Origin of the sequence: Paracoccus sp. C2R09, assembly GCF_018860625.1 — a bacterium.
Classification (GTDB): Bacteria; Pseudomonadota; Alphaproteobacteria; order Rhodobacterales; family Rhodobacteraceae; genus Paracoccus.
The window spans coordinates 213,852-237,632 of sequence record NZ_JAHKQB010000010.1 but is presented as its reverse complement, the minus strand read 5'-3'; the positions used below and the strand labels follow the sequence as shown (position 1 = coordinate 237,632).

The 23,781-nt window shown below is 65.9% G+C and carries 25 protein-coding genes and 1 pseudogene; 9 read left to right on the top strand and 17 right to left on the bottom strand.

From position 1 onward, the window contains the following. The first annotated feature begins 18 nt into the window (after positions 1-18). From KO490_RS03690 to KO490_RS03670, 5 genes are all read left to right on the top strand, one after another. On the top strand, positions 19-924 hold the full coding sequence (locus KO490_RS03690; protein ID WP_216018053.1) for a LysR family transcriptional regulator: 906 nt from the start codon (positions 19-21) through the stop codon (positions 922-924). A gap of 326 nt (positions 925-1,250) precedes the next feature. Next, positions 1,251-3,431, top strand: a complete 2,181-nt coding sequence (purL, locus tag KO490_RS03685; protein WP_216018052.1) for a phosphoribosylformylglycinamidine synthase subunit PurL — start codon at positions 1,251-1,253, stop codon at positions 3,429-3,431. Continuing rightward, positions 3,428-4,573, top strand: coding sequence for a bifunctional 2-C-methyl-D-erythritol 4-phosphate cytidylyltransferase/2-C-methyl-D-erythritol 2,4-cyclodiphosphate synthase (locus KO490_RS03680; RefSeq protein WP_216018051.1), 1,146 nt, complete (start codon positions 3,428-3,430; stop codon positions 4,571-4,573). The genes purL and KO490_RS03680 overlap by 4 nt, the downstream gene beginning before the upstream one ends. 3 nt (positions 4,574-4,576) lie before the next feature. Continuing rightward, complete coding sequence (locus tag KO490_RS03675) at positions 4,577-5,068, top strand: phosphatidylglycerophosphatase A (protein ID WP_216018050.1); 492 nt, start codon at positions 4,577-4,579, stop codon at positions 5,066-5,068. Beyond that, positions 5,065-5,535, top strand: coding sequence for a CinA family protein (locus KO490_RS03670; RefSeq protein ID WP_216018049.1), 471 nt, complete (start codon positions 5,065-5,067; stop codon positions 5,533-5,535). Before KO490_RS03675 ends, KO490_RS03670 begins: the two co-directional genes overlap by 4 nt. Here KO490_RS03670 and KO490_RS03665 read toward each other — a convergent pair. From KO490_RS03665 to KO490_RS03615, 11 genes are all read right to left on the bottom strand, one after another. Further along, complete coding sequence (locus KO490_RS03665) at positions 5,532-6,572, bottom strand: low specificity L-threonine aldolase (RefSeq protein WP_216018048.1); 1,041 nt, start codon at positions 6,570-6,572, stop codon at positions 5,532-5,534. The genes KO490_RS03670 and KO490_RS03665 overlap by 4 nt on opposite strands. Then, on the bottom strand, positions 6,569-7,009 hold the full coding sequence (locus KO490_RS03660) for a YcgN family cysteine cluster protein (protein ID WP_216018047.1): 441 nt from the start codon (positions 7,007-7,009) through the stop codon (positions 6,569-6,571). Before KO490_RS03660 ends, KO490_RS03665 begins: the two co-directional genes overlap by 4 nt. Beyond that, positions 7,009-7,938 (bottom strand): bifunctional riboflavin kinase/FAD synthetase, encoded by a 930-nt coding sequence (locus KO490_RS03655; protein WP_216018046.1) that lies wholly within the window; start codon positions 7,936-7,938, stop codon positions 7,009-7,011. The genes KO490_RS03660 and KO490_RS03655 overlap by 1 nt, the downstream gene beginning before the upstream one ends. 27 nt (positions 7,939-7,965) lie before the next feature. Continuing rightward, positions 7,966-8,409, bottom strand: a complete 444-nt coding sequence (locus KO490_RS03650; protein WP_216018045.1) for a MaoC family dehydratase — start codon at positions 8,407-8,409, stop codon at positions 7,966-7,968. A 155-nt stretch (positions 8,410-8,564) separates the two neighbouring features. After that, the gene (locus KO490_RS03645; RefSeq protein ID WP_216018044.1) at positions 8,565-9,434 is read right to left on the bottom strand and encodes a TIGR01459 family HAD-type hydrolase; all 870 of its coding nucleotides are present in this window, start codon (positions 9,432-9,434) and stop codon (positions 8,565-8,567) included. Beyond that, positions 9,434-10,351, bottom strand: a complete 918-nt coding sequence (locus KO490_RS03640; RefSeq protein ID WP_216018043.1) for a manganese-dependent inorganic pyrophosphatase — start codon at positions 10,349-10,351, stop codon at positions 9,434-9,436. Before KO490_RS03640 ends, KO490_RS03645 begins: the two co-directional genes overlap by 1 nt. Positions 10,352-10,490: 139 nt before the next feature. Continuing rightward, positions 10,491-11,000: a CarD family transcriptional regulator gene (locus KO490_RS03635; protein ID WP_216018042.1), complete on the bottom strand. Its 510-nt coding sequence runs from the start codon at positions 10,998-11,000 to the stop codon at positions 10,491-10,493. A 277-nt stretch (positions 11,001-11,277) separates the two neighbouring features. Further along, complete coding sequence (gene fdxA, locus KO490_RS03630; RefSeq protein WP_216018041.1) at positions 11,278-11,616, bottom strand: ferredoxin FdxA; 339 nt, start codon at positions 11,614-11,616, stop codon at positions 11,278-11,280. A gap of 29 nt (positions 11,617-11,645) precedes the next feature. Then, positions 11,646-11,960, bottom strand: coding sequence for an RNA-binding S4 domain-containing protein (locus tag KO490_RS03625; protein WP_216018040.1), 315 nt, complete (start codon positions 11,958-11,960; stop codon positions 11,646-11,648). 1 nt (position 11,961) lies between these two features. Next, positions 11,962-14,766: a helicase-related protein gene (locus KO490_RS03620; RefSeq protein ID WP_216018098.1), complete on the bottom strand. Its 2,805-nt coding sequence runs from the start codon at positions 14,764-14,766 to the stop codon at positions 11,962-11,964. Between the two features lie 10 nt (positions 14,767-14,776). Beyond that, on the bottom strand, positions 14,777-15,358 hold the full coding sequence (locus tag KO490_RS03615) for a tetratricopeptide repeat protein (RefSeq protein WP_216018039.1): 582 nt from the start codon (positions 15,356-15,358) through the stop codon (positions 14,777-14,779). A gap of 53 nt (positions 15,359-15,411) precedes the next feature. On the opposite strand from KO490_RS03615, the pseudogene KO490_RS03610 reads away from it, so the two are divergent. Both KO490_RS03610 and KO490_RS03605 read left to right on the top strand, forming a co-directional pair. Next, positions 15,412-15,705, top strand: a pseudogene (locus KO490_RS03610) (SCP2 sterol-binding domain-containing protein); the annotation flags it as partial. Positions 15,706-15,708: 3 nt separating this feature from the next. Further along, positions 15,709-16,647: an alpha/beta fold hydrolase gene (locus tag KO490_RS03605; RefSeq protein WP_216018037.1), complete on the top strand. Its 939-nt coding sequence runs from the start codon at positions 15,709-15,711 to the stop codon at positions 16,645-16,647. On the opposite strand, the gene KO490_RS03600 is transcribed toward KO490_RS03605, so the two are convergent. From KO490_RS03600 to alr, 6 genes are all read right to left on the bottom strand, one after another. Beyond that, a complete protein-coding gene (locus KO490_RS03600) occupies positions 16,644-17,534 on the bottom strand; it encodes a transporter associated domain-containing protein (RefSeq protein ID WP_216018036.1) in 891 nt (296 codons plus the stop codon). The genes KO490_RS03605 and KO490_RS03600 overlap by 4 nt on opposite strands. Next, positions 17,531-18,028, bottom strand: coding sequence for an rRNA maturation RNase YbeY (gene ybeY, locus KO490_RS03595; protein WP_216018035.1), 498 nt, complete (start codon positions 18,026-18,028; stop codon positions 17,531-17,533). Before ybeY ends, KO490_RS03600 begins: the two co-directional genes overlap by 4 nt. Next, positions 18,021-19,094 carry a PhoH family protein gene (locus tag KO490_RS03590; protein WP_252726991.1) on the bottom strand — a complete coding sequence of 358 codons (1,074 nt, stop codon included), beginning with the start codon at positions 19,092-19,094 and terminating at the stop codon, positions 18,021-18,023. Before KO490_RS03590 ends, ybeY begins: the two co-directional genes overlap by 8 nt. A gap of 111 nt (positions 19,095-19,205) precedes the next feature. Continuing rightward, positions 19,206-19,907 (bottom strand): ABC transporter ATP-binding protein, encoded by a 702-nt coding sequence (locus tag KO490_RS03585; RefSeq protein WP_216018033.1) that lies wholly within the window; start codon positions 19,905-19,907, stop codon positions 19,206-19,208. Beyond that, positions 19,904-20,668 (bottom strand): ABC transporter permease, encoded by a 765-nt coding sequence (locus KO490_RS03580; protein WP_216018032.1) that lies wholly within the window; start codon positions 20,666-20,668, stop codon positions 19,904-19,906. Before KO490_RS03580 ends, KO490_RS03585 begins: the two co-directional genes overlap by 4 nt. Beyond that, a complete protein-coding gene (alr, locus tag KO490_RS03575) occupies positions 20,665-21,681 on the bottom strand; it encodes an alanine racemase (RefSeq protein WP_216018031.1) in 1,017 nt (338 codons plus the stop codon). The genes KO490_RS03580 and alr overlap by 4 nt, the downstream gene beginning before the upstream one ends. 175 nt (positions 21,682-21,856) lie before the next feature. Between alr and KO490_RS03570 the strand changes: the two genes are divergently transcribed. Then, a complete protein-coding gene (locus KO490_RS03570) occupies positions 21,857-23,389 on the top strand; it encodes an acyl-CoA carboxylase subunit beta (RefSeq protein WP_216018030.1) in 1,533 nt (510 codons plus the stop codon). A 203-nt stretch (positions 23,390-23,592) separates the two neighbouring features. Further along, positions 23,593-23,745 (top strand): hypothetical protein, encoded by a 153-nt coding sequence (locus KO490_RS03565; RefSeq protein ID WP_216018029.1) that lies wholly within the window; start codon positions 23,593-23,595, stop codon positions 23,743-23,745. Positions 23,746-23,781 lie beyond the last annotated feature (36 nt).

Here is a 23,781-nt window from a genome sequence, read left to right as displayed (position 1 = left end):
CATGACAAGGCAGGAACCATGGACTGGGACAAGCTCAGAATCTTTCACGCTGTGGCCGATGCCGGCAGCCTGACCCATGCCGGCGATACGCTGCATCTGTCGCAATCCGCGGTCAGCCGTCAGATCCGGGCGTTGGAGGAGGCATTGGGCACGACCCTGTTCCACCGACATGCGCGCGGCCTGATCCTGACCGAGCAGGGCGAATTGCTGTTCCAGGCCACATCCTCGATGGCGCGCAAGCTGGAAAGCGCATCCGCGCGCATTCGCGACAGCGAGGAAAACGTCTTCGGTGAATTGAAGGTGACGACCCCGGTGGGCTTCGGCACGCTGTGGCTGGCCCCGCGCCTGGTGAAACTGTACGAGAAATACCCCGATCTGCGGATCGACCTGCTGCTCGAGGAACGCGTGCTGGACCTGCCGATGCGAGAGGCCGACGTGGCGATCCGCATGAAGGAGCCCAGCCAGTCCGACCTGATCCGTCGCAGGCTTCTCAATATCAGCATGCGGCTCTATGCGACGCCGGACTATATCGCCGCGCATGGCAAGCCCGAAACGCTGGACGAGCTGTCCAAGCACCGGCTGATCTGCCAGAAGCCGGATCAGCCGCAGGTCGCATCGGGGGCGCGACTGGTCGAGACGCTGATGGCGCAGAATGTCGGATCGACCCTGACCGTGAACAACTATTTCGGCGTGCTTCAGGCGGTTCTGGCCAATCTGGGGATCGGCGTCCTTCCCGATTACCTGACCGCCGACCATCCCGAACTGGTGCGCATCTTCTCGGATCTCGAATCCGGCGAGGTTCCGGTCTTCCTCGCCTATCCCGAGGAACTGCGTCAGACGCGGCGCGTCGCCGTCTTCCGCGATTTCGTCCTCGAGGAGATCCAGGCCTATCGCCGGCACCAATCCGAGTCTGGGCATTCCTGATGCACTTGCCCGAAATATCGGCAGTCCATGCGCGAAAGCCCCTGATCTTCGGCGGGTTTCTTCCTATGGTTGCAGCTATTCGGCAACTGCATGGGTGATATGTTGCAGATGCAGCAAATCCCGCCTTGCGAAGTTCACACACTGCACATAGATCGGGCTTAGAAGGAGATACCGGGCCTAACGGCTCATCACCTTCTACCTCCCTGTTGGACTTAGGCCGGGCTTCGTGCCCGGCTTTTTTTTGTCCAGCGGACGGCGGTGCCTTCCCATGGGGCGCGACAGGCCCTAAAAGGCGCGTGATTTCATGCGCAGGAAGGGCTTTTGGCATGCAGGAACCGACGATCACCCCCGAACTGATCGCCGCGCACGGGCTCAAGCCCGAGGAGTATGACAGCATCCTGCAGATCATCGGGCGCGAACCCAGCTTTACCGAGCTGGGGATCTTCAGCGCGATGTGGAACGAGCATTGCTCGTACAAGTCCTCGAAGAAATGGCTGCGCACGCTGCATACCGAGGGCCCGCAGGTCATCTGCGGCCCGGGCGAGAACGCGGGCATCGTCGATATCGGCGACGGTCAGGCCGTGGTCTTCAAGATGGAGAGCCACAACCACCCCAGCTATATCGAGCCGCACCAGGGCGCCGCGACCGGCGTGGGCGGCATCCTGCGCGACGTCTTCACCATGGGCGCCCGCCCCATCGCCGCGATGGACGCGCTGTCCTTCGGGATGCCCGATCATCCGAAGACCCCGCATCTGGTCAAGGGCGTGGTCGAGGGGATCGGCGCCTATGGCAATGCCTTCGGCGTGCCGAACGTGGGCGGCGAGGTCCGCTTCCATCCCAGCTATAACGGCAACTGCCTGGTCAACGCCTTCGCGGCGGGCCTCGCGGATACCGACAGCATCTTTTATTCTGCAGCATCGGGCGTCGGCATGCCCGTCGTCTATCTGGGCGCCAAGACCGGTCGCGACGGCGTCGGCGGCGCGACGATGGCCAGCGCCGAATTCGATGACACCATCGAAGAGAAGCGCCCCACCGTCCAGGTCGGCGACCCCTTCACCGAAAAGAAGCTGCTCGAGGCCTGCCTCGAACTGATGCAGACCGGCAGCGTGATCTCGATCCAGGACATGGGCGCGGCGGGGCTGACCTGCTCGGCTGTGGAAATGGGTGACAAGGGCGGTCTGGGCATCAAGCTGATCCTCGACAACGTGCCGCAGCGCGAAACCGCGATGACGGCCTACGAGATGATGCTGTCCGAGAGCCAGGAGCGCATGCTCATGGTCCTCAAGCCCGAGAAGGAGGCCGAGGCCCGCGCCGTCTTCGAGAAATGGGATCTGGACTTCGCGATCGTCGGAGAAACCATCGCCGAGGACCGCTTCCTGATCGTCCACCGCGATCAGGTGATGGCGGACCTGCCGCTGTCCAAGCTGTCTTCCAGCGCGCCGGAATACGACCGCCCCTGGGTGGAAACGCCCCCGGCGGCACCTGCCGGGCCCCTGCCCGCCATTACCCCCATCGAGGCGCTGCGCGCCCTGATCGGCAACCCCAACCATGCGCACAAGGCATGGGTCTGGGAACAATACGACACGCAGGTCGGCGCCGACACCGTCCGCCGGCCCGGTCTGGGTGCGGGGGTCGTCCGCGTCCATGGCACCCAGAAGGCCATCGCCTTCACCAGCGACGTGACGCCCCGCTATGTCCGCGCGAACCCCTACGAGGGCGGCAAGCAGGCGGTGGCCGAGGCCTATCGCAACCTCTCCGCCGTGGGTGCCCTGCCGCTGGCCACGACCGACAACCTGAACTTCGGCAACCCCGAAAAGCCCGAGATCATGGGCCAGCTGGTCGGCGCCATCAAGGGCATCGGCGAGGCCTGCCGCGCGCTGGACTTCCCCATCGTGTCGGGCAACGTCTCGCTCTATAACGAGACCGACGGCAAGGGCATTCTGCCCACGCCCACCATCGGCGCGGTCGGCCTGATCGCGGACCTGTCCCAGATCATCGCGGGCCTGCCCGAGGATGGCGACGTGGCACTGGTCATCGGCACCACCGACGGCCATCTGGCGCAATCCGCACTGGCATGGGAGGCCTTCGGCCGCGAGGATGGGGATGCCCCGCATGTCGATCTGGCGGCCGAGCGCAAGCATGGCGAATTCCTGCGCGCAAATCGCGGGCATCTGCGCGCCGCGACCGACCTGTCCGAGGGCGGCCTTGCGCTGGCGGCGTTCGAGATGGCCGAGGCTGCCGGTATCGGCCTGCGCCTGACGGATGGCGATATCGGCCAGCTGTTTGGCGAAGATCAGGCGCGCTATCTGGTGGCCTGCGACGCGGCCGGGGCCCAGGCGCTGATGGCGGCGGCCAAGGATGCGGGCGTGCCCGTCGCGCAGGTCGGCAGCTTCGGCGGCCAGGCCGTGCAGCTGGGCGAGGACGCGGCAGACTTGGCGGATCTGTCGGCCACCTATCGCGGGGCTTTCGCCGCGGCCATCGCAGGCGACGTGCCGGACCACGCATGAGCCTGCGGGCCCCTGCGGGCTTTGCCGCGCTGATCACCGCTGCCGGGCGCGGCACCCGCATGGGTGCCGGTGCGCCCAAGCAGTGGCGCGATCTGGCGGGACGTCCGGTCCTCGACCATGCGATCGCGGCCTTCGCGGGCTTCGATCGCGTGGTGCTGGTTGTCCATCCCGACGACATGGCCGATGCGATGGAACGCTATGCCGGTGCGGTCACGATCGTCACGGGCGGCGCGACGCGCTCGGCCAGCGTGCATGCGGGGCTTCAGGCGTTGCAGGGTCAGGCAAGCCATGTGCTGATCCATGACGGCGCAAGGCCGCTTGTGTCGGATACGGTCATCACCGGCGTGATCGAGGCGCTGCAGGCAGGCGCTGTCGCCGCGGCCCCTGCGCTGCCGGTATCGGACGCACTGTGGCAGGGCCGTGACGGCATGGTCACCGCGACCGCGCCCCGCGACGGGCTGTTCCGCGCGCAGACCCCGCAGGGCTTCGCGCTGGAGGCGATCCTGCAGGCGCATCGCGCCCATCCGGACGGCGCCGCCGACGATGTCGAACTTGCGCTGAAGGCCGGGCACGGGGTTGCGATCACCCAAGGCTCGGAAGACAATCTGAAGATCACATGGCTCGCCGATCTGGCGCGGGCCGAACGCCTGATGGAGGGCGAAATGGATATCCGGCTCGGCAATGGCTATGACGTGCATGCATTCGGACCGGGCGATCACGTCACGCTTTGCGGTGTGCAGCTGCCCCATGATGCGGGACTGGTCGGGCATTCCGATGCCGATGTCGGGATGCACGCGCTGACGGATGCGATCTATGGTGCCCTGTCGCAGGGCGATATCGGGCGGCATTTTCCGCCGTCGGACCCGCAATGGAAGGGTGCCGACAGCGCGATCTTCCTGCGCCATGCCGCCGACCTGGCCCGCAGCATGGGCTTTCGTTTCGGAAATGCCGATGTCACGCTGATCTGCGAGGCTCCGAAGGTCGGCCCCCGTGCGCAGGCGATGCAGGACCGCCTTGCGCAGATCATGGACCTCGATGCATCGCGCATCAGCGTCAAGGCGACCACCTCGGAACGCCTGGGCTTTACCGGCCGGCGCGAGGGGATCGCATCCATCGCCACCGTCGCATTGATCAAGGAATAGCGCATGGCACGGCTTCTCTGCATCTGGTTCGGCGCGGGCCTTCTGCGACCCGCCCCCGGCACATGGGGATCGGCGGTAGCCGTCGCATTGGGCCTGATCCTGCACCGGATCGGGCATTTCCCGTTGCTGGCGCTGGCCACGGGCCTGGTGATCGTCACCGGGTTCTGGGCCGTTCGCGTTCACACGGCTGGGATGACCGACCCCGACCGATCCGAGATCGTCATCGACGAGGTCGCCGGCCAGTGGCTGGCGCTCATGGCGCCCTCGTTCGGGTTCTGGCATGCGGGCCTGCCCGCCGACAGCTTCCCCTATCCGGGATGGGTCGCGGCGTTCTTCTTCTTCCGCCTGTTCGACATCTGGAAGCCATGGCTTGTCGGACGCGCGGACCGCAGGCATGACGCGGCGGGGGTGATGATCGACGATCTTTGGGCGGGGATCTTCGCCGCCATCGCCACCATGGCCGTCGCCGCGATCGCGCATGGGGTGCTGATGTGAGCCTTGCCTCGGACGCGCTGCAGGCCGCCCGTGATCGCGGGGTGATGATCGCCACCGCCGAAAGCTGCACCGGCGGTCTGATTTCCGGGTCGCTGACCGAGGTGCCGGGCAGTTCGGACGCCTTCGACCGGGGCTTCGTCACCTATTCCAACGATGCCAAGATGCAGATGCTGGGCGTCCGCGCGGAAACGCTGGCCGATTTCGGCGCGGTCAGCGAAGAGGTCGCGGCCCAGATGGCACAGGGTGCGCTGCGCAATTCGGCAGCCGGGATCGCCGTATCGGTGACCGGCATCGCAGGCCCCGGCGGGTCCGAGCACAAGCCCGAGGGGCGCGTCTGCTTCGGCATCGCCCAGGCCTTCGGGACCCGGACCCAGACGGTCGAGTTCGGCGCGACAGGGCGTCACCGCGTTCGCGCAGCCACGGTCGAACATGCGCTGCAGATGCTGATCGAAGCGTTGCGGGCCTAACCGCGCAGGATCGCGGCCAGCGCCGCGACATCCTCGTCGGGCGTGTCCCAGGCGCAGACCAGCCTGATGGAAATCGGATCGACCCCCGCCGCGGTCTTGTCCGGCCAGGGGTAATATTCGGCCCCTGCCCGCGTTGCATGTTCATGCGTGGCCGCCGAAATCTCGGCAAAGACGGCGTTCGACTGGACGGGCGTCAGCAGCCGCCCCCCACCCGCGATCACCGCATCCGCCAGGATCCGGGCCTTCGCGTTGGCGGCCCCCGCCAGATCGCGCCAGAGCCCGTCCGTGGCAAGCGCCAGCATCTGCGCGGCCAGGAAACGGTTCTTGGAAAAGACATGCCCCGACTGCTTGCGGCGATAATCGAACCCGCCAGCCAGCGAAGGTTGGAAGAAGATCATCGCCTCGGCCGCCATCGCGCCGTTCTTGGTCCCCCCGAAGCACAGCGCATCGACACCTGCGCGCCAGGTCAGGTCGGCAGGCGAGGCGCCCAGATGCGCCGCGGCATTGGCAAAACGCGCCCCGTCCATGTGGAAGGGCAGCCCCATCGCATGGGTCGCATCGGCCAGCGCCCGCACCTCGGACAGGTCATAGACCGTGCCCCATTCCGTCGCATTGGTGATCGACACCATCGCGCTGCGACCTTCGTTCAGGCCACCCGCCGCGCCCTGCTGCAACGCGATCTGCAGGATCTCGGGGTCCAGCTTGCCGTCGGGTCCGGGCAGCGTGACCAGCTTCGCACCATGAGAGAAGAATTCGGGCGCAGCGCATTCGCTCGTCTCGATATGCGCATCGGCATGACAGTAGATGCGCCCGAAGGACGGCGACAGCTGCGCGCAGACCAGCGCGTTCGCCGCCGTGCCGGTCGCTGCGAAGCGCACCACGGCCTCCGGGGCCTCGAACAGGTCGCGGATCGCCTCGACCGCCTCGGCGGTCACGTCATCGCCGCCATAGGGGCTTGCCGCGCCTGCATTCGCCCGCTCCATCGCGCGAAAGACGGCAGGATGGGCCGAACGGACGTTGTCGGAGGCGAAATTCATGTCAGATCCTCGATGATGTGATCCTCCCAATCGTCCTCGTCCACGGAAAGCTCGTTCACGGTCCAGCCGCGCACGCTCTCGCCCGCGCGGTGGACGGCCTCGCGATCGCCCGAGATCAGGTGGTGCCAATCGTGCAGCGGCTTGCCCTCGGCCCGCAGGCGATAGGCGCAGGTGCCGGGCAGCCACCACGAGATCTCGTCAAGCTTGGCCGGGGTCAGCACCACGCAATCCGGCACGAAATCATGCCGGTTGGGATAGGAGGAACACTGACAAGTCTGCCCGTCCAGAAGCTTGCACGCCACGCGGGTGAAGGCCAGTTCGTCCGTATCCTCGAACTCGATCTTGTTCAGGCAGCACTTGCCGCATCCATCGCACAGCGCCTCCCATTCGGGGCGCGTCAGGTCCTTCAGCGGCAATTCCCAGAAATTCGGTCGCATCACCGCCCCGCCAGAATGTCGCGCGCGCAGGTCGCATCGGCCTCGATCTGCTGGACCAGCATGTCCACGCCGTCGAAGGCCATCTCGTCGCGCAGGAACTCGACCAGCGCCACGGACAGGTGCTGACCATAGAGATCGCCGTCGAAATCGAACAGATGCACCTCGAGATTGGGGGCGTTCTTGCCGAACATCGGACGCACCCCGATGGATGCGACGCCGGTCGCGGGGCCCTTGTTCGGGCCGGTCAGGATATCGACCAGCACGGCATAGACGCCCAGCCGCGGCAGATGCAGCCCCTCCATGGCCATGTTGGCCGTGCGCCAGCCCAGCTGGCGGCCCCGCTTCTCGCCGTGGATCACTTCTCCGTCGATGCGGTGCCAGTGGCCCAGCATCCGCTCGGCCTCTCGGGTGCGACCCTCGGTCAGCGCCTGACGGATCGCGGTCGAGCTGTAGACCGCGTCGCCCGACTGGATCAGCGGTTGCACGGTGACGCCGAAGCCCAGCTGCTGACCCAGCTGCATCAGCATGACCGCATCGCCCGCGCGCTTGGCCCCGAACTTGAAATCCGCCCCCACCGTGACATGCGACACGCCCAGCCCATCCACCAGAACCTGCTGGGCAAATGCCTCGGGCGACAGGCCTGCCAGTTCCGGGCCGAAGGGCAGTTCGTAGAGGTGATCGACCGCCAGCCGGGCCAGACGGTTCGCGCGGCTTTCGGCATTCATCAGGCGGAAGGACGGACCGTCGGGCTTGAAGACCTCGCGCGGGTGGGGTTCGAAGGTGACGACGCCAAGCGGGCCGTCAGTGGCCGCGCGGGCCGTGTCGATCACGGCGCGATGCCCCAGATGGACGCCATCGAAATTGCCCATCGCAACCGAGGCGCCCTTCGCGTCGGCTGCAATCGCGTGCCAGTCGCGGTGGATATGCAAATGGGCCCCCTTCGGGGCCGCGCCCCGTCAGTCGAACTTGCGGCTTGGGGCCAGGACGACCGCCTCACCCTTCAGCACGACCGTATCGCCCACCAAACAGCGGGTTGCAAGCGTCACCCGCCGTTTGGCATGCTCGATCGCGCTGACGCTGACCTCGGCGCGGACAAGATCGCCGGGACGCACGGGTGCCATGAATTTCAGCGTCTGCCCCAGATAGACCGTCCCATGCCCCGGCAGCTGTTCCCCGATCACCGCCGAGATCAGCCCCGCGGTCAGCATGCCATGCGCGATCCGCCCCTCGAAGATCGTGTCGCGGGCGTAATCCTCGTCCAGATGCACCGGGTTGCGGTCGGTCGAGATGGTGGCGAACATCTCGATATCCGCGTCGGTCACCTGCTTTTGCAGATGCCGCGTCATCCCGATCTCCAGGTCCTCGATGACGATGGTGCCGCGGGGAAAGTTGTCCAGCATCTCTGCCACCCTTCCGAAATATTGCATCGTCTTTCTGCATAGCAGCGAAACAATATTATATCAAGATGCGCAAAGCGGACGCCAGATTGTTGCGCAAGGAAAAGCCCCGCAGCCGGGATGGCTGCGGGGCCTGAACTTGGCATCCGGATATCGGTTCAGCGCAGGCGGCCGATAGCAAAGCTGGGCGCGCGGCCCTTTCGCTTCAGCCAATCTTCCAGCATGTCGCCGCGCGGGTTCTCGACATCGTCGCCGAACTCTTCGGCGGCAAGGCCACCCGTCACGAAGATGCTGTCGATGCCCTGATCCTCGGCACCCTCGACATCGGTGTTGATGCCGTCGCCCACGGCCAGGAAACGTGCCTGGTCGCCAAGCGCAAGCAGCCTGCGGGCGCGGTCGTAGATCGGCGCATGGGGCTTGCCGAAATAGAGGACCTTGCCGCCCAGTTCCTCGTAATACTGGGCCAGCGCACCCGCGCAGTAGATGCGCTTGTCGCCCATGTCCACGATGATGTCCGGGTTCGCGCAAAGCATCGGCAGCCCGCGTTCCAGCGCATCGCGGAAACGGTCGGCGTAATGCTCGGGGGTCTCGTTCTCCTCGTCGAAGGGGCCCGAGGCGACGATGCCCTCGGCATCGGCCAGATCGACGCGGGTGACCGCGGGCGCATCCTCGAACCCTGCCGGGATATCGGTGAAGAAGCCGTCATCCTTGGGCAGGCCGATATGCCAAAGCTTGCGACCGACCTCGCCCCGGAACATGGCCTCTTGCGCGGCATCGCCCGAACTGACGACGATGTCCCACGCATCGCGCGGAACGCCCATCCGGTCCAGCTGCGCGATGACATACTGGTTCGGACGGGGCGCGTTGGTCATCAGGCAGACCTTGCCGCCCGCCTGCCGATATTCACGCAATGCCGCGACCGCAGCCTCGTAGGGCTGCTGGCCATTGTGCAGGCAGCCCCAGAGATCGCAGAACAGGGCATCGTAGCCGGCCGAGATCTCGGCCAGCGAAGCGATGATGCGGGTCATCAGACGGCCAGGACCGGGATGATCTGCTTCTTGCGGCTCATGACGCCCGGCAGGACGACCGTATCGCCCGTGACGGTCACGCCGAAGCTGCGCTCGGCCACCGACTTGACGAACTCGTTCGGGACCAGCAGCGTCGCTTCCTCGCGCAGGATGTCGATGATGAACAGCAGGACCTCGTCCGCGCCATCCTCGGCCGCGACCGCGGGCATCGAGGCGATCAGGCTGTCCTTGCGGTCCAGCAGAACCTGCGGCGCGGTGGTTTCAAGGACCGAGACGCGCAGCTGCTTGCCGCCCAGTTCGTATTCCTTGCTGTCCATCTTCAGCAGCGCGGCATCCGGGAAGGCGCTGACATCGGATTTCGCGGCGAACATCTCGGCCGCGTATTCGGGAATGTCGATGCCCAGCTCGGCTGCCAGCTTCTCGGCCACGGCACGGTCGTGATCGGTGGTGGTCGGGCTGCGGAACTCCAGCGTGTCGGACAGGATGCAGGTCAGCATCGCACCCTTGACCCAATCGGGGGCGCCGGCGACGGCATCGCCCATCAGGTCGTGCATGATGGTCGCGGTGCAGGCCAGCGGACGGATGGTAATGTTGATCGGGCTGCGGGTCTTGATGCCGCCGACCAGCATGTGGTGGTCGATGATCTCCAGGATGTCGGCATCGTTGATCGAATCCGGCAGCTCGGCCGGGTTGTTGGTGTCCACGATGACGCATTTGTCGCCGGCGGCCACATCGGTGATCATGCCGGGCTTGGGCAGGTCCCAACGGGTCAGCATCCAAGCGGCTTCGGTGTTCGGCTCACCCTGCAGGACGGCCTCGGCGGGGGTCTTGCGGACCTCGTTCAGGTACCAGGCCCAGATGATGGGCGAGCCGGTCGAGTCGGTGTCGGGGGCCGTGTGGCCGAATACCTTGATCATGTGCGCCTCGATTGTTGGCATTGGGTTTTCGCGTCGGGTTATAGGCCGCAGCGCAAGCGTTGTCCACGACCGGAACAACGCCCACGGGCCATGAAAAAGGGCGCCCGAAGGCGCCCGTTTCATGCCGTCCGATCAGTGATCAGGCCGCGCGGGTCAGCAGCACTTCCTCGACCCGCTTCTGCGCGCCGCCTTCGTCCAGGCCACCGACAGCCGCCACTTCGCGGGTCAGGCGATCCAGCGCGGCTTCGTACAGCTGACGCTCGGAATAGGACTGCTCGCGCTGATCGTCGCTGCGATGCAGGTCGCGCACGACCTCGGCGATGGACAGCAGATCGCCCGAGTTGATCTTCTGTTCGTATTCCTGCGCCCGGCGCGACCACATCGCACGCTTGACGCGGGCCTTGCCCTTCAGCGTTTCCAGCGCGCGGTCGATCAGGTCCGGCGATGCAAGGCCGCGCATCCCGATCTCGGTGGCGCGCGAGGTCGGCACGCGCAGGGTCATCTTGTCCTTGTCGAAGGAGATGACGAACATCTCCAGCCGCAGGCCGGCAACTTCCTGTTCTTCGATCGACACGATCCGACCGACCCCATGCGCCGGATAAACGACAAAATCATCGGGGCGGAATTCGTTCTTCTTCGATTTCGACATATGGCTTCCTCTGAGTGCACCCTTCTGCAGGGCACAAGAAACCAAAGGGGGCTGCCGCCACCTTCGGTCCATCCTGTTACATGTCTCTGGCCCCGGGCCCGGCAGAGGGCGGGGGGCATGGCAGCTTGGGCATGTCGACACCGGAAAGAAGGCCCCGTGGGACATGCGCGATTGGAGATGTATAACACAAAAATGACGGCGAAAAAAGCGGTCTCGACAACGCAAACGCACCCTTGCCGCGATCGGCAGGGCGAAGACCGTCACAGGCGGCGGGGGATCAGTCGCCCTCGCCTGGCGCTTCCGAGAAGTATTTCTCGAGCTTGCCCTCGACGCCATCCATCTCGGCGGCTTGCGGCATCGGGTCCTTCTTCTGGGTCAGGACCGGCCATTGCTCGGAATACTTGCGGTTGAACTCGACCCATTTCTCCATGTCCGGCTCGGTATCCGGGCGGATCGCGTCGGCGGGGCATTCGGGCTCGCAGACGCCGCAATCGATACATTCGTCGGGATGGATCACCAGCGTGTTCTCACCCTCGTAGAAGCAGTCGACGGGACACACCTCCACGCAGTCGGTGTATTTGCACATGATGCAGTTGTCAGTCACGACGTAGGTCATGTCACGCTCCGTTGGGTCCGGGCCGCTGATTACGCCTGTGCCTGACCGCTTGCAAGACCGCTGGCGGCAAAAGACGCGTCGTCCTGTTCGGCATAGAGGCCCTGCGCCTCGGATGCGGGGCCGCGGCGATCGCCCAGTGCCAGCACGGTCAGGGTGCGGACCCGGCCATATGCGGACAGGGTCAGCACGTCGCCCGGGCGCACCGCCCTGCCGGGCTTGCGGCAGGGTTGTCCGTTGATGCGCAGCCCGCCCCCCTCGATCCGTCCGGCGGCAAGGCCGCGCGTCTTGAACAGGCGGGCGTGGAAAAGCCACTTGTCCAGCCGAAGGCCGGGCTGCGCATCCAACTTACTTCTGGTCCTTCAGCTGCGCGAGGATCGCGAAGGGGCTGTCGGGATCGGCCTTCTTCTCGGGGCGCGAGGAATAGGTCTTCGGACCCTGCGATGCAGGTTTGCCGCCCTTGCCCTTGCGTGCGGGCTTGCCGCCCTGCCCTTCACGGCGTTCACCGCGCGGTGCGCCGTCCTTCTGGCCGCGACGACCCTGGCCCTGACCCTGCGGACGATCGCCCTGGGGACGACGGTTGCCGCGCGGCTTGGGGGCCCAACGGAAGGTGTAGAACGTTTCGTTCTCGACCTCGGCGGGGGCTTGCTCGCCTTCGGCCGCGCGCTTCTCGGCCTGCTCGGCATCCCATTTCGCGCGGGTCTCGGCGGCCAGCACCGATTCCTCTTCGGTCATGGGGGCGTCGCCCGGCTCGGGGGCTTCGGCCACGGGGGCGGCCGCCTTCGCCTTCGGACGCTCGCCCTTCTCGGCGGCATAGCCCAGACCCTGCATCAGGCCCGCGAACTGTTCCAGCGTCATGCCGGTGATCGACAGCATGTCAGGGTTCGCCTCGAAGCCGCCGCGCGTATCCTGTGCGCGCAGCAGATCGGCCAGACGTTCCAGCATGTCGATGCGGATCGCGCGTTCACCCGCGGGACGATAGCCCGACAGCGTGTAGACGGCATCGGCCAGATCCGGCAGATGCGGGATGGTGACCAGACCCGGAGGGGGGCTCTCGGGGAATTCGGCCAGACCTTCGTGCAGCGACCACAGCACCAGCCGCAAACGCGTCGGCGCGGGCTTCAGCAGCGCGGGCATGAAGATGGTGAACTGGCCGAAGCGGATGCCGTGCTTGCGCAGCTGGCCACGGGCCTCCTGGTCCAGTTCCTTGACCTCGTTCGCGACGCCGTCACGGGGCAGGACGCCAAGCGCCTCGACCATGCGGAACGCGAAGCCGCGCGCCAGACCGGTCAGGGCCTCGTCCTTGCTCATGGCCAGCAGCGGTTCGAACAGGGCCGCGACCTTGCGGTCGATGAAATGCTGCAGGCGGCGGCGCACCTTTTCGGCGATGTCGGCACCGGCCTCCTCGTCGACGAAGGCCTCGACGCCGGGGTTCAGCGGGTCCGACCCGCGGATCAGCTTGCCGACAGCCGCGTCGCCCCACATGAGGCCGCCCTGTTCGGTAAAGTCCATCTCGGTATCGGGGGCGTTGTAGAAACGGTCCGCGCGCAGGTGGAATTCCGGGCGCAGCGCCTCGTAGCTTGCGCGGTTCAGCATCTTCGCCTCGTCCGCCGTCGCGGTCTGGTCGGGGCGGAAGCGGAAACCCTCCAGCCGGCCGGCGAATTCGCCTTCGACCGTCACCTCGCCCTTATCGTTCACTTCGGCCACAAGGCTCTCCTTCTGCTTGAGCCGGCGCAAGAGCACTGATGTGCGCCGGTCCACAAATCGTTGGGTCAGCGCCGTGTGCAGCGCATCTGACAGGCGGTCTTCTACAGCGCGAGTTTCCGCGCGCCAATGCTTTTCGTCCTGAACCCAGCCCGTTCTTTGCGCGACATAGGTCCATGTCCGAATATACGCCAATCTTTTCGAGATGGCGTCGATATCTCCGTGGGTGCGATCGATCCGGCGGATCGCCTTCTCCAACCACTCGGCCGGGATGGTGCCCTCCTGCAGGAAACCGAAGATCCGCTGCAGAAGCGTGGCATGTTCCATCGACGAGATGCTGCGGAAATCGGGAACGCGGCACACGTCCCACAGCAGCTTCACATCGCGGCCGTTCTGCACGCGGTCGCGGATCTCGGGGATGTCGCGCAGGATCTTGAGCGCGCCCAGATCGTCGGCCTCGCGGCCCCGCACCAGGATCTCGTGATCGGGCGCAGTTTCCAGGCTGGAGACCAGCCGGTCCATCGTCCCGAATTCCAGCGCATGGTTGCGCCACATCAGCCGCTGAATCGGCGCGAAGCGGTGGTTCTCCAGCGCGTCGATCAGCCCGTCATCCAGGATGCGCGCCTCGCCCGTGACGCCGAAGGTCCCCGCTTCGGTATGTCGCCCCGCGCGACCGGCGATCTGGCCCAGCTCGTGGGGGAACAGCTCGCGCACGCGGCGACCGTCGAACTTGTGCGTCGCGCTGAAGGCCACGTGCCGGATATCGAGGTTCAGGCCCATCCCGATGGCATCGGTCGCCACCAGGTAATCGACCTCGCCGGCCTGATACATCTCGACCTGGGCATTGCGCGTGCGGGGCGACAGCGCGCCCATGACGACCGCGCAACCGCCCTTCTGGCGTCGGATCAGTTCTGCCGTGGCATAGACGTCGTCCACGCTGAACCCAACGATGGCGCTGCGCGCGGGCATCCGCGACAGCTTTTTGGACCCCGACCAGCTGAGCGTCGAGAAACGTTCGCGGCGGACGAACTGCGCCTCGGGGACGAGGGCCGCGATGGCGGGGCGCATCGTGTCGCTGCCAAGGAACATGGTTTCCTGCAGCCCCCGCATCCGCAGCAGACGGTCGGTGAAGACGTGACCGCGTTCGGGATCGGCGCAAAGCTGGATCTCGTCGATGGCCACGAAATCGGCGCCGATCTCGGGCATGGCCTCGGTCGTGGCGACCCAGTACTGCACGCGGTCGGGGACGATCCGTTCCTCGCCGGTGACAAGCGCCACGACCGAAGGGCCGCGCGCGGCGACGATGCGGTCATAGACCTCGCGCGCCAGCAGCCGCAGCGGCAGGCCGATCACGCCGGTCCTGTGCGCCAGCATCCGGGTGATGGCGTGGTGGGTCTTGCCCGTGTTCGTGGGGCCGAGAATGGCGGTGATCCGCCCGCGGGTCATCATGGTCATGGCCTCAGATATCGGTACCGATGCGTGCACGTTCCAGACGTGCGACACCGTCGATGGCTTCCTGCTGGTGCGGATGGATCGCAAGGCTTTCGCGATAGGCGGTCAACGCGCGATCGGGCTGGCCCAGTTCCTCGAGCATCGCGCCCAGCTGCGTCAGCGCGACGAAATGGCGCGGCTCCAGTTCCAGCGCCCGGCCCAGATCGGACAATGCGGGGCCGGTCAGCCCCGCCGCCGCATGGGCCGCCGCCCGCGCCTGATAGGCTGCCGCGAAATCGGGCGCGTGATCGATCAGCGCCGTCAGATGCCCGATGGCCCCGTCGATGTCGCCCTGGTCCAACGCAGCCTCGCCCCGCTGCAGCAGCAGGTCCATCGACGGCGAACCCGATCGCGACCATTCCCGCAGGATATCGGCCTCGGCGATGCGCCAGCCTTCGCCCGTGGGGGCGGCCAGCCGCGCGAAGGCATCGTCCAGGGGATCGGCTGCGAAGGCGGGTGTCGTCAGGGTTGCAAGAACGATGAAAATCGTCAGAACTCGATGACGCAGTGCCGCGACGGCATTATGGAAAACGTTACGATCCGCGCTCATAACGGCAGCTGTAACCCAGCCCGCATGTCGGGCGCCAGACAAAGCGCGCTGAAAGGAAGAAAATGAGCGATGTTGTGACCAAGGCCGTGGAAAAACTGGGCCAGAAGATCGACAGCTTCGATTCGTCCGCGAAATTCGTGATCGAGGGCGAAGGCGCGATCATGATCGACGAGGCCGGCGTGCGCGAAGGCGACGAGGATTCGGAAGTGACCCTGACCGCCACCCGCGAGACGTTCGAAGGCATCATGAACGGCGACGTGAACCCCGCGACCGCATTCATGACCGGCAAGCTGAAGATCGACGGTTCGATGGGCGTCGCCATGGCGCTTGGGCAGAAGCTGTCCTGAACGATGGAGACCGCGCCCTTCCACCGGCTGGACGATGGCCCGCAGGCCCCCGCGCGGGCCTTCTGGCTTCGGGCCGATGACGGGGTGCGGCTTCGCGCGGCGCATTGGGCCGCAGGTGACGCACGGGGCAGCGTCCTGCTGTTTCCCGGGCGCACCGAATATGTCGAGAAATATGCCCCTGTCGCGGCGTTCCTGAACGCCGAGGGCTTCGACGTGATCGCCATCGACTGGCGCGGTCAGGGCATGTCGGACAGGCTGCAGGCCGATCCCCGGCCCGGCCATGTCGGCGAATTCGCCGATTACCAGCGCGATGTGATCGAGCTGATGGTCGCCGCGGGCGATCTGGACCTGCCCAAGCCCTGGCATCTTCTGGGTCATTCCATGGGCGGGTGCATCGGGCTCTGCGCGCTGGAAAACGGGCTGCCGGTCGCCTCGGCGGTCTTCTCGGCCCCGATGTGGGGGATCAACCTGCGCAGGTTGAACACGGGCATCGCCACGGGCATCGCCTATCTGGCCGGGCGCATGGGACGGGGCGGCTTCGCGGCCCCCGGCACCGGCGGGGGCGCATCGGCCTATCCCCTGGCCGAAAGCTTCAATGCCAACCTGCTGACGCATGACGTGGACGAATGGGCGCGCCTGCTGCGCGAGGCTGCGGCATGGCCCGACCTGACCATCGGCGGCGCAAGCTTCGACTGGGTCGGCAAGGCGCTGAACGAATGCAGCAGGCTTGCCCGTATCGCGGCGCCCGACATTCCGATGACCGTTTCCCTGGGGTCCGAGGAGAAGATCATCTCTCACCAGGCGATCCGCGACCGCACCGCGAACTGGCCGGACGCCCGCCTGCTGCTGATCGAAGGCGCCCGCCACGAGGTGATGATGGAAACGCCCGACCTGAAGCGGATCTTCTGGCAGGGCGCCCTTGAGAGATTTGCGGGCGTCTAGCCCGCGCTTTCCTCACTCGTTTCCCGTTCGGTCGGGGTCGCGATGTTCGGCAACCGCATCCGCACGCGTTTGATCCGACGAGGATCGGCATCGACCACCTCGAACTCGGCGCCGGATTCATGCGCGATCACCTCGCCGCGCAACGGCACACGTCCGGTCAGCATGAAGATCAGCCCGCCAAGCGTATCGACTTCCTCCTCGACCTCGCTGTCGAGCAGCTTCATCCCGGTCTCTTCCTCGACATCGCCAAGACCCGCCTTGGCCTGGAACAGCCACTGCCCGGTCTTCTCGTGGACCCAGAGCCCGGCCTCCTCCTCGTCGTGCTCGTCCTCGATCTCTCCGATGACCTGTTCGATCAGATCCTCGATGGTCACAAGGCCGTCCACGCCGCCATATTCGTCGATGACCAGCGCCATGTGGCTGCGCTTCTGCTGCATCTGCTGCAGAAGAACCCCGATCGGCATCGAGGGCGGAACATAGAGAAGCGGTCGCAGCATGGGGCGCAGGGTGAACTTGCCGCCCTGACCGAACCCGTGCTTCAGCGCCAGATCCTTGAGGTGGATCAGCCCGAGCGGGCTGTCCAGCGTTCCGCGAAAGACGGGAATACGCGAGAAGCCATGTTCGCGGAACATCGTCACCAGATCGTCCAGCGTGATGTTCAGCGGTGCGGCGATGATCTCGATCTTGGGGATCGCGACATCGTCCACGCGCATCCGGCGCAGGTTCATCAGGCCGGGCGCACGATTGCCGGAGCGTTCGTCGTATCCGCCCTCGTCCTCATCCTCTTCGGCTCCGTTGAAGGCAGCAAAGAAGCGGCCGAAGAATCCGCGATGGTTGCGGTCTTCGCCTTCCTCGTCGTCTTCGGGTAATCGGGCCTCGGAATTCATGGCAGGTTCTCTCTGTAAGGGTCGGGGATATCCAGAACGGTCAGGATCCGGCGCTCGGCCTCTTCCATGCGTTCGGCATCGGGGTCGTTTTCATGATCATAGCCCAGCAGATGCAGGGTCGCATGGATCAGCAGGTGCTGAACATGATGATCGAAGGGCTTGCCCTGGGCCTTGGCCTCGGCCTCGCAGGTCTCGAAGGCGATGGCGATATCGCCAAGCTCGTCCTCGTCGGGAAGGTCCGGCATCTCGCCCGGTGCATGTTCGACATGTTCGACCGAGGGCCAGGACAGCACGTTCGTCGCGCGGGGCTTGCCGCGGAAATCGGCGTTCAGGGCCGCGATACGGGCATCGTCGCAGCCCATCACGACGACCTCGCCGCCAATCCCGTGCCATTCCAGCGCGGCGGCGATGGCGCGGGCCGCGAGGGCTTCAAGCCCCGCGGCCTCCCATCGTTCGTCTTCGATGACGCAATCGGCCGTTATCTGGTCAGGCATCGTTTCGCATGGCTCGGCGTGGGGCGTATTGCCCGCGCACTTCCTCCTTGCCACCGGCGATCGCCGTGGCTTCCTCGGCGTCATACGCCTTGATGATGCGCGCGACAAGCGGATGGCGCACGACATCGTCGGCGGTGAAATAGCTGAAGCTGATGCCGTTCACGCCCTTGAGGATGCGTTCGGCATCGACCAGCCCCGATTCCATGCCGCGCGGCAGGTCGATCTGGGTGCGGTCGCCGGTGATCACCATGCGCGAACCTTCGCCCAGGCGGGTCAGGAACATCTTCATCTGCATGCTGCTGGCGTTCTGCGCCTCGTCCAGAACGACGAAGGCGCGCGCCAGGGTGCGGCCCCGCATGAAGGCAAGGGGCGCGATCTCGATCCGCTTTTCCTCGACCAGCTTCTGCATCTGCTTGGCCGGCAGGAAGTCGTTCAGCGCGTCATAGAGCGGCTGCATGTAGGGATCGACCTTCTCCTTCATGTCGCCGGGAAGGAAGCCCAGACGCTCGCCCGCCTCGACTGCGGGGCGCGACAGGATGATCTTGTCCACATGGCCGCCGATCAGCATCGTCACGCCGACCGCCACCGCCAGATAGGTCTTGCCGGTGCCCGCAGGCCCGATGCCGAAGGCCAGCTCGTTCTGGAACAGCGAACGGACATAGGCCTTCTGCGCATCGGTGCGCGGCTCGACCGATTTCTTGCGGGTGCGCAGCTCGTAATTGCCCTGGGCGAACATTTCCAGCTGTTCGTCCGGGCTGACCTCCGGGCTGGGCTCGATGCCCATGCGAAGGGCGGCCTCGACCTCGGCCAAGCTGACGGGCTTGTGCTGTTCCAGCCGGGCATAGAGCCCTTGCAGCAGCTGCGCGGCCTCGGCCTGCGCTTCGGGACCGCCGACCACGGCCAGCTGGTTTCCACGGCGCAGGATATGCACGCCAAGCGCCTCCTCAATCCGTGCAAGATGCCGGTCATTGGCACCGCAAAGGTCGATCAGCAGCCGGTTGTCGGGGAATTCCAGCAGGGTTTCCGCGGCGGGGTTTGTGACGGGGGGCGTCGGGGAAAGGCCCAAATCTATCTCCTGCTCAGGCGATTTACCCAATGGTGGCAATCCACGGGGATTCTTGCAAGGCCATGTAACCATGCCCGGTAATTAAACATGCGGCAGCTTCTTGCGGTTGCATCAGCCCTGCAGAAAGGCCCGGAGCGCCGCCGCACCGTCCATTTCCGCGACGGGCCCGTCATGGACGATACGGCCCCCTTGCAACAAGGCCACGCGGTCGCCAATCTTGCGCACGGAAGCCATGTCATGGGTGATCGCGATGGCGCTGGCCCCCTGATCGCGGACGATGTCGCGGATCAGCGCGTCGATTTCGCGCGCGCGGATCGGGTCCAGCCCGGTTGTCGGCTCGTCGAAGAAGATCACGCCCGGGTCGTCGCAGATGGCGCGCGCAAGGCCCACGCGCTTGGCCATGCCGCCCGACAGCTCGGCCGGCATGAGGTCGGCGGTTTCCGGCGGCAGACCCACGCGGGCCAGCTTGTCGATCGCGATCCCCCGTGCCCGGGATGCAGGCATCCGGTCGCGCAGGCGAAAGGCCACGTTGCGCCAGACGGGCAGGCTGTCGAACAGCGCGGCACCTTGGAACAGCATCCCGAATCCCTGTAGGAAAGCCGGCATGCTGCGCGCGTCCAGCGGTCGGTCGTTCCACAGGATGCGCCCCGCATCGGGTCGTACCAGCCCGAGGATGCATTTCAGCAGCACCGACTTGCCCGTCCCGGACTGACCGATGACGCAAAGGCTCTCGCCCCGGTCGACCTGCAGATCGACGCCTGCCAGCACCTGCTTGGGCCCGAAGGATTTCGCGATGCCCTCGATCCGGATCATTCGAAGAATATTCCCGTCAGTGCGAAATTGGCGGCCAGGATGCCCACCGCCGCCGCGACGACCGCCCCGGTCGTGGCCCGTCCGACACCCGCAGCCCCCCTGCCCGCGCGCATCCCGAACCAGCAGCCCGACAGCGCGACGATCAGGCCGAAGGCCGCGCCCTTGATCAGCCCCGAGGCCACGTCCCAGGCCTCGAGATAGGCCCAGCTGTCGGCAACATAGCGCGAGGACACGAACCCGAGCGAGTTCGTCCCGACCAGCCAGCCGCCCATGATGCCGATGACATCGCCCACCGCGACCAGAACCGGGACCGAGATGATCGCCGCCCACAGGCGCGGGGTCACCAGCCACCGCAGCGGGTCCGTCGAAAGGGTCACCAGCGCGTCGATCTGTTCGGTGACGCGCATGGTCCCGATCTCGGCCGCGATGCTGCTGGCGACGCGGGCCGCAACCATCAGGCCGCCCAGCACGGGACCAAGCTCGCGCACCATGCCGATGGCCACGATGGCTGGGACCACGTCGGTCGCCTGAAAGCGTTCGCCCCCGGAATGGATCTGAAGCGCCAGGGCCGCGCCGGTGAACAGCGCGGTCAGCCCCACGACCGGCAGCGACAGCCATCCGATCTGCAACAGCTGCCGTCCCAGTTCGGGCAGGCCCGCGACGCGCAGCCCGGCCAGACCGCGCAATCCGAACAGGGCGACCGCACCGATACCACGCAACGCGGCGATCGCGCCGCGACCGACCAGCCGGATCGGATTCACCGATAGGTCCGCTGGTAACGCTGGCGAAGTGCGGTCAGGATCTCGTAGCCGATGGTGCCGGCGCAATCGGCCAGCCTGTCGATGGGTTGTTCGGGGCAGATCAGGTCCAGCTGATCGGGCAACGTTCCCAGCCCGGTCACATCGACGGTGATCAGGTCCATCGACACCCGCCCGACGATGGGACAGGCGACGCCGTTCGCATATATCGACGCCCCGCTGGAGGACAGCGCCCGCAGGATGCCGTCGGCATAGCCCGCATCCACGGTGGCGATGCGGCTGTCGCGTTCGGCATGCCAGGTCGCGCCGTAACCCACCATCTCGCCCGCCTTGACATCGCGCGACTGGATCACGCGCAGCGACAGGCGCACGACAGGCTGTGCATCCGCGAAGGGCATGCCGCCATACATGCCGATGCCCGGACGGACCAGGTCGAAATGGTAATCCGGCCCCAGCAGGATGCCACCCGTCGCCGCCAGCGAACGCGGAACGCCGCAGCCGTCGGTCATCTCGCGGAAGGCCTTCAGCTGCGCGGCATTGGCGGGGTGGTCGGGCTCATCGGCGCAGGCAAGGTGCGACATGATGAAGGCGGGACCGGCGGCCAGCGCCTCGTCGCGGATGGCGGCCCATTCGGCGGCCTCCATCCCCAGGCGGTTCATGCCGCTGTCCAGCTGGATGGCGAAGGGCTTGCCCGGGCGCATCGTGCGGTCGCGGAAGAACTGCTCGGGGCTGTTCAGGACGGGCACCAGACCGTTCAGATCCTCGCCCTCCATATGCCCTGACAGGATGTTGATCACCGCATCGTCGGGCAGAAGCGGACGCAGCGCGCGCCCTTCGGAGGCCAGCGCCACGAAAAAGTCGCGCACGCCGCTGTCATACAGCGCGGGCACGACCCTTGCCGCCCCCAACCCGTATGCGTCGGCCTTGACGACGGCTGCGGCCCGTGCACCGGGCGCCTTGGCGGCCAGTGCGGCGTGGTTGGCCAGGATGGCCTGTATATCGATCTGCAAACCCATGCGCGATTGACTGCCCCCCTTGCCCTGCCGCGTCAAGAGGGTCCGGCACCCCGGTTTTGCACCTTTGCGATTTGCGATGCGAACTGCCCGCATAGTTTGCAAATTTTCCCGATTTTTCTTGGCGGCCCAGCCGGTTGCGCGCTACCGTCGCGATGTCGGACCAAGAGGAGCTTCCATGAAGGACATTCTTGAAGAGCTTGAGCGTCGCCGCGAACAGGCGCGGCTTGGCGGCGGCCAGTGGCGCATCGATGCGCAGCATGCCCGCGGCAAGCTGACCGCCCGCGAACGCATCGAGCTGCTCGTGGACGAGGACAGCTTCGAAGAGTTCGACATGTTCGTGGCCCATCGGTCCACCGATTTCGGAATGCAGGACGACCGCCCCTATGGCGACGGCGTCGTCACCGGCTGGGGCACGATCAACGGTCGCATGGTCTATGTCTTCAGCCAGGACTTCACCGTCTTCGGTGGATCGCTGTCGGAAACCCATGCCCAGAAGATCTGCAAGATCATGGACATGGCGATGCAGAACGGCGCGCCCGTCATCGGCATCAACGACAGCGGCGGCGCCCGCATCCAGGAAGGCGTGGCCAGCCTTGCGGGCTATGCCGAGGTGTTCCAGCGCAACGTGATGGCGTCGGGCGTGGTCCCGCAGATCAGCGTCATCATGGGCCCCTGCGCGGGCGGCGCGGTCTATTCCCCCGCCATGACCGATTTCATCTTCATGGTGCAGGACACGTCCTACATGTTCGTGACCGGTCCCGACGTGGTCAAGACCGTCACCAACGAGGTCGTCACCGCCGAGGAACTGGGCGGCGCATCGACGCATACGAAGAAATCCTCGGTCGCGGATGGCGCATTCCAGAACGATGTCGAGGCGCTGTCGGAAATCCGCCGCCTGTTCGACTTCCTGCCGCTGAACAACCGAGAGAAGGCGCCGACCCGCCCCTTCTTCGACGATCCGGCGCGGATCGAACCCAGCCTGGACACGCTGATCCCCGACAACCCGAACCAGCCCTACGACATGAAGGAGCTGATCACGAAACTGGCCGACGAGGGCGACTTCTACGAGATCCAGAAGGATTTCGCTGCCAATATCGTCATCGGCTTCGTGCGGATCGAAGGGCAGACGGTGGGCGTGGTGGCCAACCAGCCGATGGTGCTGGCAGGCTGCCTGGACATCGACAGTTCGCGCAAGGCCGCGCGCTTCGTCCGCTTCTGCGACGCGTTCGAGATCCCGATCCTGACGCTGGTCGATGTTCCGGGCTTCCTGCCGGGCACGGGCCAGGAATATGGCGGCGTCATCAAGCACGGCGCGAAGCTTCTCTTTGCCTATGGCGAGGCGACCGTGCCGAAGGTGACGGTCATCACGCGCAAGGCTTATGGCGGCGCCTATGACGTCATGTCCTCGAAGCATTTGCGGGGCGATTTCAACTATGCCTGGCCCACGGCGGAAATCGCGGTGATGGGTGCCAAGGGCGCGGTCGAGATCCTCTATCGCAGCGAACTGGGCGACAAGGACAGGATCGCGGCCCGCACGAAGGATTACGAGGACCGCTTCGCCAATCCCTTCGTCGCCGCCGAGAAGGGTTTCATCGACGAGGTGATCCAGCCGCGTTCGACCCGCAGGCGCGTCGCGCGCGCCTTTGCCAGCCTGCGCGGCAAGCAGCTGTCGAACCCCTGGAAGAAACACGACAACATCCCGCTGTAAGGAACCGGAAACCCGCCCATGCACAACCTCGTGAATGATGCAGCCGCGCCACAGGGGGCCGCGGTTCTGCCGCCCCCCGCGCGGCGCTTCTGTCTGGGGCGCGGGCGCGCGGATATGATCGCGGTCAGGTCGGCCCGTCCGCGGGGCGATCTCAAACCGAGCAGCCGGACGCAACAACGTCCGCCTTACAGGAGCATGAATTCATGTCGAAACGAATCGTTCTCGGCCTCGTTCTGGTTTCGGCCTTCGCCGCCTGCCAGCGCCAGCAGCCCGAAGTCTACGTGCCCACGGCGCCCGCAGCGCCCGCAGCCAACCCCGTCACGACCGAACCGGTCTACCAGGGCAAGTTCGGCTGATACCGGCCCACTGATCCAAACGTGCGGGCGGTCACC